The 12,004-nt window shown below is 38.4% G+C and carries 11 protein-coding genes; 9 read left to right on the plus strand and 2 right to left on the minus strand.

All coding sequences use genetic code 11. From position 1 onward, the window contains the following. Nucleotides 1–426 precede the first annotated feature (426 nt). Genes thiL through tsaD form a run of 5 tightly spaced genes read left to right on the plus strand, consistent with a single transcriptional unit; the run spans nucleotide 427 to nucleotide 4,048 of the window. Nucleotides 427–1,416, plus strand: a complete 990-nt coding sequence (thiL, locus tag BALCAV_RS07530) for a thiamine-phosphate kinase (protein ID WP_003323468.1) — start codon at nucleotides 427–429, stop codon at nucleotides 1,414–1,416. Nucleotides 1,417–1,421: 5 nt separating this feature from the next. After that, nucleotides 1,422–1,877: a tRNA (adenosine(37)-N6)-threonylcarbamoyltransferase complex ATPase subunit type 1 TsaE gene (gene tsaE, locus BALCAV_RS07535; protein ID WP_003323467.1), complete on the plus strand. Its 456-nt coding sequence runs from the start codon at nucleotides 1,422–1,424 to the stop codon at nucleotides 1,875–1,877. Next, nucleotides 1,874–2,584 carry a tRNA (adenosine(37)-N6)-threonylcarbamoyltransferase complex dimerization subunit type 1 TsaB gene (gene tsaB, locus BALCAV_RS07540; RefSeq protein ID WP_003323466.1) on the plus strand — a complete coding sequence of 237 codons (711 nt, stop codon included), beginning with the start codon at nucleotides 1,874–1,876 and terminating at the stop codon, nucleotides 2,582–2,584. The genes tsaE and tsaB overlap by 4 nt, the downstream gene beginning before the upstream one ends. Then, the gene (gene rimI, locus BALCAV_RS07545) at nucleotides 2,577–3,032 is read left to right on the plus strand and encodes a ribosomal protein S18-alanine N-acetyltransferase (RefSeq protein ID WP_003323465.1); all 456 of its coding nucleotides are present in this window, start codon (nucleotides 2,577–2,579) and stop codon (nucleotides 3,030–3,032) included. Before tsaB ends, rimI begins: the two co-directional genes overlap by 8 nt. Further along, entirely contained in the window at nucleotides 3,029–4,048 is a 1,020-nt protein-coding gene (gene tsaD / locus BALCAV_RS07550) for a tRNA (adenosine(37)-N6)-threonylcarbamoyltransferase complex transferase subunit TsaD (RefSeq protein ID WP_003323464.1), read from the plus strand. The genes rimI and tsaD overlap by 4 nt, the downstream gene beginning before the upstream one ends. 143 nt (nucleotides 4,049–4,191) lie before the next feature. Here the strand turns inward: tsaD and BALCAV_RS07555 are convergent, their stop codons facing one another. Then, the gene (locus tag BALCAV_RS07555; RefSeq protein ID WP_003323463.1) at nucleotides 4,192–4,611 is read right to left on the minus strand and encodes a GyrI-like domain-containing protein; all 420 of its coding nucleotides are present in this window, start codon (nucleotides 4,609–4,611) and stop codon (nucleotides 4,192–4,194) included. 441 nt (nucleotides 4,612–5,052) lie between these two features. Between BALCAV_RS07555 and BALCAV_RS07560 the strand changes: the two genes are divergently transcribed. Beyond that, nucleotides 5,053–7,287, plus strand: a complete 2,235-nt coding sequence (locus BALCAV_RS07560) for a hypothetical protein (RefSeq protein ID WP_040323777.1) — start codon at nucleotides 5,053–5,055, stop codon at nucleotides 7,285–7,287. A gap of 58 nt (nucleotides 7,288–7,345) precedes the next feature. Here BALCAV_RS07560 and BALCAV_RS07565 read toward each other — a convergent pair whose 3' ends face one another. Further along, nucleotides 7,346–9,268, minus strand: coding sequence for an ABC-F family ATP-binding cassette domain-containing protein (locus tag BALCAV_RS07565; protein ID WP_003323461.1), 1,923 nt, complete (start codon nucleotides 9,266–9,268; stop codon nucleotides 7,346–7,348). Nucleotides 9,269–9,492: 224 nt separating this feature from the next. On the opposite strand from BALCAV_RS07565, the gene BALCAV_RS07570 reads away from it, so the two are divergent. From BALCAV_RS07570 to tatC, 3 genes are read left to right on the plus strand one after another with little or no spacing between them, the layout of a single operon-like run. Continuing rightward, nucleotides 9,493–10,128: a redox-sensing transcriptional repressor Rex gene (locus tag BALCAV_RS07570; RefSeq protein WP_003323460.1), complete on the plus strand. Its 636-nt coding sequence runs from the start codon at nucleotides 9,493–9,495 to the stop codon at nucleotides 10,126–10,128. Between the two features lie 60 nt (nucleotides 10,129–10,188). Further along, complete coding sequence (locus BALCAV_RS07575; RefSeq protein ID WP_003323458.1) at nucleotides 10,189–10,380, plus strand: twin-arginine translocase TatA/TatE family subunit; 192 nt, start codon at nucleotides 10,189–10,191, stop codon at nucleotides 10,378–10,380. 18 nt (nucleotides 10,381–10,398) lie between these two features. Continuing rightward, nucleotides 10,399–11,163 (plus strand): twin-arginine translocase subunit TatC, encoded by a 765-nt coding sequence (gene tatC, locus BALCAV_RS07580; protein ID WP_003323457.1) that lies wholly within the window; start codon nucleotides 10,399–10,401, stop codon nucleotides 11,161–11,163. Nucleotides 11,164–12,004: the final 841 nt, after the last annotated feature.

Raw genomic sequence — 12,004 nt, forward strand, 5'->3', positions numbered from 1 at the left:
TCCAAGATTAGGGTGCGAATTATTTTATAGGTAATGAAACCCACGCAAATCCAAGATTAGGGTGCGAATAAATTGTAATAGGTAATGAAAAGCAAGCAAATCCAAGATTAGAGTGCGAATAAATTGTAATAGGTAATGAAACCCACGCAAATCCAAGATTAGGGTGCGAATTATTTTATAGGTAATGAAACCCACGCAAATCCAAGATTAGAGTGCGAATTATGTGCAATAGGTAATGAAAAGCAAGCAAACTCAAGATTAGAGTGCGAATAAATCATAATAGGTAATAAAAACCAAGCAAATCCGAAATTAGGGTGCAAATTCTTGATAGATTAACTCTTTGAACTAGGATTCCTACAAAAAATCGGCTAAACTGTTGAGAGATGATTGTGCTTCGGTTTTAGCTGTGTATAGGAGGAATGGATTGTGGATGATGAGTTTGCTTTTATTGATAGTGTGACACCAACAGGAACAAAACAAGAAGGCTTAGTCGTTGGGATTGGTGATGATGCGGCCATGTATCAGGCGACTGAGGGGTTTAATCAAGTCATTTGTGTTGATACGATGGTTGAGGGAATTCATTTTCGGAAGGATACATTAACTCCTTATCAAATTGGTCGAAAAGTACTTGCGATTAATTTAAGCGATATTGCGGCTATGGGAGCTATTCCACGATATTTTGTCGTTTCCATTGCGGTTCCGTCTACATGGAATGAAGAGGAGTTGCAGGAGATTTATCGAGGAATGAATGAATTAGCAGAGCGATATAATGTTGATTTAATTGGTGGAGATACGGTTTCAACAAACTCAGCACTTGTGTTAACAATTACGACTACAGGTGAAGTGGAACAAGGAAAAATGCTTTTAAGAAGTGTGGCTAAACCTGGTGATATCGTTTTTTTAACTGGTGAAGTTGGGGGCTCGGCTGCGGGGCTAGACCTCTTAAATAAGAGGGGATTAGAAGGTCCTTATACAGAAGAAGAGATGACATTAGTCAAAATTCACCAAGAACCGAAACCGCAAATTGAAGCGGGGCGAATTTTGGCTGAAATCAAGGAACGAGTTGCTTTAAATGATGTTAGTGATGGGGTTGCAAGTGAAGCGAATGAATTAGCGACCGCAAGTCAAGTGACGATTGAAATCGATGCTCAGTGTTTGCCAGGTCAATTAACAACTAGTTACAAAACGAGAGAACAAGCTTTGGAGTGGGCCTTATTTGGTGGGGAAGATTTTCAACTAATCGGAACGACTTCGGAAACGGCTTTCCCAAAATTGGTTCAACTTTTTAAAGAAAAAGGAATACGATTAACAGCAATCGGCAAAGTTTATGAGGGAAAACCAGAAGTTTGGTTAAAGGATCGCAATAAAAAGGGTAAACTGGATCGAAAAGGTTATAACCATTTTCAAAAAAGGTGATAAAAATGAATGAATATATGAAGAAGACAAGTTCACCGGAAGAGACGATGGACTTTGCGACAAAATTAGGGCAGTATTTGAAACCAGGAACGGTCCTTACATTAGAAGGTGACTTAGGGGCAGGAAAAACCCATTTTACGAAAGGGTTAGCTAAAGGACTTGGTGTGAAAAGAGTCGTTAATAGCCCTACTTTTACGATTATAAAAGAGTATAAGGGAAAGATGCCTCTTTATCATATGGACGTTTATCGTTTAGATGATAGTAGTGAAGATATAGGTTTAGATGAGTATTTTTATGGGGAAGGGCTTACTGTTGTTGAATGGGCGAGTCGCATTCAAGAGCAACTGCCAAAAGAACGTTTAGAAGTTGAGATTTTCCGTGTAGGAGATACAGAACGAAAAATCGTGATTCGTCCGATTGGGGCGGAGTTTGAGCAATTATGTGAGGAGATCATTGTATGAGTAAAGTGTTAGCGATTGATACATCATCATTTGTCCTAGGCGTCGCTATTATGGACGGTGAGCGTGTACTAGGAGAGATTGTGACCAATAGCAAAAAAAATCATGCGTTACGCTTAATGCCGGCTATTTCAAAGTTAATGGAAGAGTTAAATATCGTACCGACAGAGCTAGAACGGATCGTTGTTGCAAATGGACCAGGTTCTTATACAGGGGTTCGAATTGGTGTCACAACAGCGAAAACATTAGCATGGTCATTAAATATTCCGCTCGTGATGGTATCTAGTCTTGAGGTCATGGCACAAGCAGGGAGGTTTTATCCAAATAAGATTGTTCCATTAATCGATGCGAGAAGAGGTCAAGTGTATACGGGACTTTATGAAGCGTACGGGGATGAGGTAAAACCACTTGGTTCGGACAAGCTTGTGTTGTTAAGTGATTGGCTTACTGTTTTAAAAGCAGAGGGGGACTCTGTTCTTTTTGTCGGCCAAGATGTGGAATTGCACCGAGATGTGATTGTCGAGGCACTTGGTGATAAAGCGAAGTTTGCTCCAGTGTCGGTTCAATTACCAAGGCCAACAGAACTGGGTTTACTCGGTCAAAAGAAAGAAGCTGAGGCGAATGTTCACGTAGTAACACCGCAATACTTGCAATTAGCTGAAGCAGAAGTGAAATGGAAAGCAGAGCAAGAGGCGAAAAGCCATGATTGAACAAAATAAAGCATCGATACGCTTTATGATAAAGGATGACATTGAGAAAATTGTGGAAGTAGAACAAAATGCTTTTACAACGCCATGGACACATGAGGTTTTTGAGCAGGAGTTAGAGGTTAACAAATTTGCTCACTATTTAGTATATGAAAAAGACGAAAAGATTGTTGGGTATTGTGGGGTTTGGATTATTACAGAAGAAGCTCAAGTAACGAATATTGCCGTCCACTCTGATTTTCGTGGTCACGGATACGGAGAGGAATTGCTTGATTATGCCCTTAGCTACTCGAAGTTAATGGGGGCAAATCGTATCTCTCTTGAAGTTCGCTTGTCCAATATCGTCGCACAAAATTTATATAAAAAATTAGGTTTTCAGCCAGGTGGAATTCGAAAAAATTATTATGCAGATAATCAAGAAGATGCATTAGTGATGTGGGTGAAATTATGATAAAAGAACGGGAACTAATCTTAGCGATAGAAACGAGTTGTGATGAAACTTCAGCAGCTGTGATTGAAAAGGGTGATACGATTTTAAGTAATGTCGTCTCTTCGCAAATTGAAAGTCATAAACGTTTTGGTGGTGTTGTTCCAGAAGTAGCCTCAAGGCATCATGTGGAACAAATTACTTTAATTATTGAAGAAGCGATGTCTGATGCTAATGTCGGGTTTGAAGATTTATCCGCTGTTGCGGTCACAGAGGGACCAGGACTAGTGGGGGCGTTATTAGTTGGGGTTCATGCGGCAAAGGCGATTGCATTTGCTCATCAACTGCCACTTATCGGTGTCCATCATATTGCGGGCCATATCTATGCGAATCAATTAGTGAAAGAGCTTCAATATCCATTACTTACTCTTGTCGTCTCAGGTGGACATACAGAGCTCGTCTATATGGAATCAGAAGGTCAATTTGAAATCATTGGAGAAACTAGAGATGATGCTGTCGGGGAAGCTTATGATAAAGTCGCTCGGACGTTAGGATTACCGTATCCAGGCGGTCCACATATTGATCGCTTAGCAGCTGAAGGTGAACGAGCGGTTGAATTACCGCGAGCTTGGCTTGAACCAGATTCTTATGATTTTAGCTTTAGTGGTTTAAAATCGGCTGTTATTAATACGGTTCATAATGAGAAACAAAAAGGAAGAGAAGTTAATCCAGCAAATGTTGCTCGCGGTTTTCAGGAAAGTGTAATCGATGTACTTGTCACCAAAACAAAAAGAGCAACAGAAAATTATCCGGTAAAGCAGCTTTTGTTAGCGGGTGGAGTGGCAGCTAATAGCGGACTTAGAAACGAGTTAGAGACTACATTTTCCGATTCTGAAGTTGAATTAATTATTCCACCACTCTCATTATGTACGGATAACGCTGCAATGATTGGAGCGGCAGCCAGTTTGAAGTTCAGGCGCCAGCAATTTAGTGATTATGCCTTAAATGGAAACCCCGGATTAGATTTGGAAAGTCAATAACAGTGAGCCTTTAAGTAAAAAAACCGTTCTTTTTAAATGGTTGTGTAAAACTCCATTTTTTCAAAAGAGCGGTTTTTTGTATTCTTTGTAATGGTGGAATCAGTAAAGAAAGGAATAGCGAAAGAAGTAGCTCACCTATTCTACTAAGTAAAAGAGGGATTACTAGTTACGATCGCTATGTGAATTTCAATTTCTCCGTTAGGGTAGTATTTTTCAAAATCATATGAATAAGCTCTCTCTAATGTCCCCGCTTCTTCTTGTTCCCAGATTTTCTTCCAAGTATTAAAGATACCTTGTTCTTCTGTTGTATCGACTTTAAAGATATCGTAGCTCTCGCTTTTTGGTATTTCTATAAAAGGTCCCGCGTTGTTATTTTCAACTGCAACGCTTAATGAATAATCGCCTTTATAATTGCTTTCATACTCATAATAGACCCCGTATTTAATACAATCTTTTTCATTGAGCTTATTATAAGCCTCTTTCCACATTTCGGTGATTCGTTGCAAAATTTGTTGATCATGAAAATTATTTGTTCTTATGCTATTAATGATTGATAATTTCAATATTCTCACCCTTTTCTATAATTGATGGTTCTTATCGGTATTTCCTTTCTTCTTTGCTCAACTACTTGTTACTTGGAAGTGAAGTCTACTCCTAATGATACTATAAAATAGTAAAAAAATCCCTTTTATATAGTAGGAGAAATAATTTTAAAAAAATAGTCTTTTGAAACAAGTTTTCTTACATAAGATGGCAGAAATTGAGTCATACTAAAGAGAAAAGACCCAGTCTTATAGTCAAGAAAGTTGTGCACAAAAGTTGTTAACAAAACTGTGGATAATGTGGGTAACGTAAAAAAACTGCTGATTTAAAAAGAGGTTAACTGTGGTTAACTGAAAATGTGGATAACCTTGGGTGGATCGTGGATTATTATAAAAAGTATGATAGGAATAGGATTTGTCCTGTGTATAAAGTTGTGGGTAATGTGGATATGTCAGAAAATATTGAAAGGTAGAACGTATGTTTTTGAAAAAAGTAATCCCGCTTATTCTTTTTTCTTTTTTATTGTTATTTCGGTTGGCGAAGCTGCAACGACTGACCTTTCTGCTTCTGAACATCATACTATAGTCATAGTTCCACACTTTTCATTTGAAGATGCCAAAGCATTAATTGAAAAGGAAGAGGAACCTTTTTTATGGACGAAAGCGAATATCGGAGCGATGAATGTTCGACCAGATGGTGCTTATCAATATTTGAATAATATGGTCACACTTGCTGCTGGAGCGAAGGCAAAAGGTGTGGAGATGTGGAATGCATATGAAGTAGATGAAACGATTGAAGGTGTTCCATTAAAAGAAGTGATGTTGCAAGTAATAGGAGAAGAAGGTTTGGAAACGTCGGGGGCACTATTACATCCCTTGTTTTACAAACTGCAAACGATTAATGCAAACACTTCCTACCGTGCAAAAATAGGTCATCTTGGACAAATGTTAAAAGAAGGTGAGGTGGACCGATTTGTTTTAGGTCATAGCGATACAATTGACAACAAAATAAGGTATGGTTCGCTATTAACCATTGATAATGAAGGGAAAACCGATGGGGTATTAGCCAGTGCTGTGAAGGCCAATCGTTATGCTCCTTTTGCGATGGAAATGGATACAGAATTTATTCTCAATGAGTTAAATCAACGACGCAATGAAGTGAATCGTTCCTTTTTTGTAATTGAATGGGGGGATCTTTTTCGATTAGATCAATTAAAAGCGGAAATGAAACCAAGTCATTATCAAGCTGTAAAAGAGAGACAATTAGCTCGGTTGCAAGATTTTTTGCAGGAAGTGATTGGTGGGTCGCAAAGTTCTGTTTGGTTACTAGCTCCAATGATGGACACGGATTCTTTTCAACGTAAAGAGCAGCTCGCCCCTGTTTTTTATTGGGGGGAAGAGGTGGACGGTGGTGGCTTTTTAACATCACCAACAACAAGGCAAACATATTTAGTAGGCAGCATTGATTTTGTTCCAACGGTTTTATCACAACTGAAATTGTCACAAGAGGATTTAATGTTACCGGGCAAACCGATGGTGATCGAGCATTCAGAAAGATTGTCTCATGAAGGACTTTTTTCAGAAGTGAGCCACATTGTCCAAATTTTTAAAACTCGATCACGGGTACTCTCCATCTTTATATTGAGTCTTGTTGCTTTACTTTTTGCGGCTGGTTTTGTGTTTATTTTTTTACGGAAAAATCAACTTGCTTTAATGTGGGTTAAGGTGACTTTACTGGCGGCTTGGTGTTCTTTATTATTTTTCCTTCTATTGGTTCCTTTCAGCCGCTATTTAAATGAGGTTGGTTTCTTAGCTCTTTTAATCGGTTGTTCGATGTTATTAGGCTTTCTTATTTACCGTTTTTGTAAAGTGCCTATTTCAGTTGCCGCCGGACTTGTTTTTGTTGCTCTTACAGTCGATGTTTTAACAGGGGGTGCCTTGATTCAACGTTCTTATTTAGGGTTTGATCCGATTATTGGGGCGAGGTATTATGGCATTGGTAATGAGTATGGCGGTGTGTATATTATTGCAGTTATGGCGATGCTTGTTCATTTTTTAAGCAGGAAAAAAACGGATCTCATTCTCGTTTCAACAGTGCTGCTATTTTTACTATTTGTCCTAGCTTCACAAGCATATGGGACCAATGCAGGTGGAACATTATCGGCCGCAATTGCTTATGCTGTACTTGTAATGAAGATGTATAGTGGCTCAATTCAGACGAAAACGTTGTGGATGGCAGGTTTCTTTGCTCTAATTGGAGGAGTTGTTCTCTTGTATATGATGCAATTGTTAGGAGTACAAAGCCATATTGGATTAGCCTTTGAACGGTTGCTTAGTGGCGATTTTGTTTATATCCAAGATATGATCATTAGAAAACTGACGATGAATTATAAAATTCTGAGGCATTCTAATTGGACGTTGCTTTTTGCGACGAGCTATCTCGTTGTCGCCGTGCTGATCTGGAGAACGAGAAAGCAATTTTTGGATGTTAGAAAAAGACTTTTTCTACAAGCTGGAGTGATCGCATCGATTGCGCTGCTTTTATTAAATGATTCTGGTGTTGTAGCCGCCGCAACTTCGATGTTTTGTGTTGTTGCTTCTTATTGCTATTGGCTTTTAGAAAATTTTCAAGTGACGATGAATTCTGAGTTGGATTATCGTAAAGAAAAGGAGAGTACAACGGAAAGTTCGTCATAAAGAAAAAAGGAAAACCACCTTTAGCAGTTAATGTCTAACTGTTCAAGGTGGTTTTTGCTTAACTTTCGATTTGTAATGTTTCCCATTCTTCCATAAGTTGTTCAGTTGCCGCTTTTGCTTCGTCAATCTTGGTTTGAATTTCGAGAGCTTTTTCGTGATCGGCATATACTTCTGGATTGCATAGAAGTTCTTCGCCTACTGCTATATCTATTTCTAACTTTTCGATCGTTGTTTCAATTTCTTCAATTCGTCTTAGTCTTTGTCGCTCTTGACGTTTCACTTCTTTATCACGCGTAAAAGAAGTTGTTTTTGCCTGTTTTTCCTCAGGAGTATTTTCTGCTTCCCTTAAACGAATACGTTCCTTATTTTCCGCTTTCTTTTCAATATAATAATCATAATCACCGAGGTAGTCGATGGCTGTGCCAGAATCAAGTTCAGTGACTCGAGTGGCAATCCTATTTAAAAAGTAACGGTCATGTGAAACGAAAAGAAGCGTTCCAGGGTAATCAATAAGGGCGGATTCAAGCACCTCCTTTGCATCAAGGTCTAAGTGGTTGGTCGGTTCATCTAAAATTAGAAAATTGGCCTTTTGCATCATCAACTTCGCTAAAGCTAGCCGAGCTTTTTCTCCACCACTTAAGCTAGAGACGGGTTTGAGAACATCGTCACCACTAAATAAAAAGTTTCCAAGCACCGTACGAATTTCTTTTTCAGGATGGAGGGAATACTCATCCCAAAGCTCATGTAGCACTTGTTTATTCGAATGTAGCTTCGCTTGTTCCTGATCGTAATAGCCAATTTTCACATTACTTCCTAATTTAATCGTGCCCCTTGTTTCTTTTAATTGTTTTGTGAGCGTCTTGAGCAAGGTCGATTTCCCGGCCCCATTTGGTCCAACAACAGCTACACTTTCGCCGCGATTGACTTCAAGGGATAATTCAGAGAAAATTGGCGTCTTGTCATAGCAAACTTCTAAATCAGAAACACGTAACACTTCATTCCCCGTTTGTTTATCAATATCAAAGATAAAGTTTGCCGACTTTTCCGAGCCACTTGGTCGATCAAGCTTGTCGATTCGCTCGAGTTGTTTACGACGGCTTTGGGCTCTTTTCGTTGTTGAGGCACGTGCGATATTTCTTTGCACAAAGTCTTCCAGCTTAGCAATTTGTTCTTGTTGTTTCTCGAATTGTTTTAACTCTAACTCATATCGTTTGGCCTTTTCATCTAAATAAGCACTGTAGTTCCCCGGAAATTTTGTCGATTTCGTTCGAGAGATTTCAACAACTTGTCCAACGACTTGGTCTAAGAAGTAACGGTCATGTGAGACGATTAAGATAGCCCCTTTGTAATTGGATAAATATTGCTCAAGCCATGTTAACGTCTCGATGTCTAAATGGTTGGTTGGTTCATCCAAAATTAATAAATCAGGTTTTGTTAATAAAAGTTTCCCTAGAGCTAAACGGGTTTTTTGTCCACCACTTAAGTTCGAAATTTTCGTATCATAACGAAAAGAAGAGAAGTTTAATCCAGAAAGCACGCCACGAATATCGGCTTCGTACTGATAGCCACCTTTATCTTTAAAGATAATTTGCAACTCATCGTATTCACTTAAAATTTTCGAGTAGGCGATTTCATCTTGTTGTAGCTTTGGATCAGACATTTGTTGCTCGAGTGTTCTCAGCTTTTGTTCCATTTCAATTAATGCGGCAAATACGGTTAGCATTTCATCCCAAATGGAAAGAGTTGATTCTAAGCCGGTATCTTGGGCTAGATATCCAAGTTCGACTTCCTTAGGTTTAATAATATCGCCGCCGTCATAAGAGAGCTGTCCTGCGATTATTTTTAAAAGAGTTGATTTCCCAGCCCCGTTCCTTCCAACTAAGGCAATTCTTTCCCCTGTTTGTACTTCTAGCTTTATATTTGATAAAATTGGTTCAGCACCAAAAGATTTTGAGATATTGACGCATTGTAAAATAATCATTTAAGATCCCTTCCCAAAAAAACGCTTTTGTTTATCGTTCCTTTACTAAGTAGAATAAAGTTGAAATATTCAATAACTACTTATTAGTGTAGCTTAAATGGACGCTTTCAACAACTTATTGACTATTGAGTCTAGATGGTTACATCAGAGGAAAAATGATGTACAATAAGGATGTTTCAAAGTTAAGTATGGGGTAAGGTGTAAGAGAAAAGGGAGGGCTGCTTATGAAGTCTGAGCAAGCAAAGATACCTCAAGCAACGGCAAAACGGTTGCCTTTATACTATCGGTTTCTTGAGAATCTGCAGGCCTCTGGAAAGCAAAGAGTTTCATCTACCGAATTAAGTGAAGCGGTAAAGGTAGATTCGGCCACGATTCGGAGAGATTTTTCATATTTTGGTGCGTTAGGAAAAAAAGGATATGGATATAATGTAAGTTATCTACTATCCTTTTTTAGGGAAACGCTTAATCAAGATGAATTAACGAAGGTCATTTTAGTCGGAGTCGGAAATTTAGGGACAGCGTTTTTGCATTATAATTTTTCGAAAAATAATAACACCCAAATTGTCATGGCTTTTGACGTTGTTGAAGAAAAGATTGGTCAAGAGATGGGGGACGTTACAATTCACCATTTTGACACATTGAAGGAAAAGCTCCCAGATGATGTGACAGTGGCGATTTTAACGGTACCTGCTAACGCTGCTCAAAACATCGCGGATAAGCTGGTAGAAGCGGGAATACAAGGGATTTTAAACTTTACACCTGCTAGGCTCTCAGTCCCTGATTATGTGAGAGTTCACCATATTGACCTATCTGTGGAATTACAGTCTCTTGTTTATTTTTTAAAGCATTATCCAGTATAATAGAAGAAGCTACACAAGGTTGTACAAAGGTCTCACAAAAATTAAGGAGGTGCATCCTTCATGCCATTATCAGCAGGAAGTATTGTACTTATCGCACTTGTTGCATTGCTTATCTTTGGTCCTAAAAAATTGCCTGAACTCGGGAAAGCGGCTGGAAATACATTGCGTGAATTTAAAGCAGCCACTAAAGGACTAGCAGATGACGATGATGATGATACAAGTAAGAAAAAAACGACACGTCAAGACTCTTAACACAGGAAGGGTTTAAAGATGGATACACGTAATATGTCGGTCATGGACCATATTGTGGAGTTGAGACGAAGAATTGTCCTGTTACTCGTCTTTTTTGCAGTAGCGTTCATTGCCGGCTTTTTTTTAGCGACACCATTAATCACGTATTTAACGAATGCACCAATGGCTCAAGGCTTGCCAATGAATGCCTTTAAAATGACCGATCCTTTTCGGGTTTTTATGACATTTGCGACGGTCATTGCCCTTGTTTTTATTTTTCCGGTCATTCTTTATCAACTTTGGGCTTTTATTAGTCCTGGGTTACATGAAAATGAGCGAAAGGTGACATTAGCCTATATTCCATTTGCCTTTATCCTATTTTTAGGTGGGCTTTCCTTTGCCTATTTTGTTTTATTCCCTTTTATCATTCAATTTATGGGGAATTTATCAGCACGACTTGGCATCACGGAGCAGTATGGAATTAACGAGTATTTTCATTTTTTATTCCAAATTACGATTCCGATGGGGATTTTGTTCCAACTACCTGTTATTGTCTCTTTTTTAACGAGATTAGGTCTAGTTACACCATCTACCTTATCGAAGTTACGTAAATATGCTTATTTTGTCTTACTCGTTATCGCTGGCTTTATTACGCCACCTGATTTAATGTCGCATTTAATGGTTACCGTTCCATTGCTTTTACTTTATGAATTCAGCATTTGGTTATCTCGAATTGCCTATCGTAAAGTTTTAAAAGCTCAAAAACTGCAAGAAGAAGAACTAGAACGAACAGAAGCACAATAATAGTTTGAAGGCTTGGTTTATAAGAGGCTAAAGTGATAAAAATAGACTATGGCGAGCAATTTGGGGCTCTCTCTTAAGGTCATTAGACCATTTGAGAGGGCTTTTTTGTATGCTTCGGAAGGTTAATATCTGCTGTTCAGTTGGGATAGGTAATGAAATTTTTGTTGTGGCGGGATTAGAGTGCGAATTAATGAGGATAGGTAATGAGACATGTGATTTGTTGGAATTAGAGTGCTAAAAATTGAGGATAAGTAATGAAATTTGTGATTTGCCGGAATTAGGGTGCGAAAAACCTAGGATAGGTAATGAAACTTGAGTTTTGCAGGAATCAGGGTGCTAAAAATTGAGGATAAGTAATGAGATATGAGTTTTGCCGGAATTAGGGTGCGAAAAACCTAAGATAAGTAATGAAAATTGTGATTTACCGGAATTAGGGTGCGAAAAACCTAAGATAAGTAATGAAACTTGTGATTTGCCGGAATTAAGGTGCGAAAAACCTAGGATAGGTAATGAAACTTGAGTTTTGCAGGAATTAGGGCGCGAAAAATAGAGGATAAGTAATGAAACTCGTGGTGTGAAGGGATTAGAGTGCGAATTAATAGAGATAGGTAATCAAATATGCGATTTGCCAAAATTAGAGTACGAAAACCAGGTTGTAATGGCCGCTCAAGTGAATAAAAAAGCTCATTTTGAGAAAGTTTGTGAAATATTGAACAAGTTGTGAAGGTTTTTGTAAAAGGTAGATTTTCCAGTAAATCCGTCATATACTAAGAGTGTAATCACATGTGAAAACATTCACAAACTTAGAAAAGCAATTATTTTATTTTTATTACAATATGAG

This window comes from Alkalihalobacillus alcalophilus ATCC 27647 = CGMCC 1.3604, assembly GCF_000292245.2.
In the GTDB taxonomy this organism is placed as follows: Bacteria; Bacillota; Bacilli; order Bacillales; family Bacillaceae_D; genus Alkalihalobacillus; species Alkalihalobacillus alcalophilus.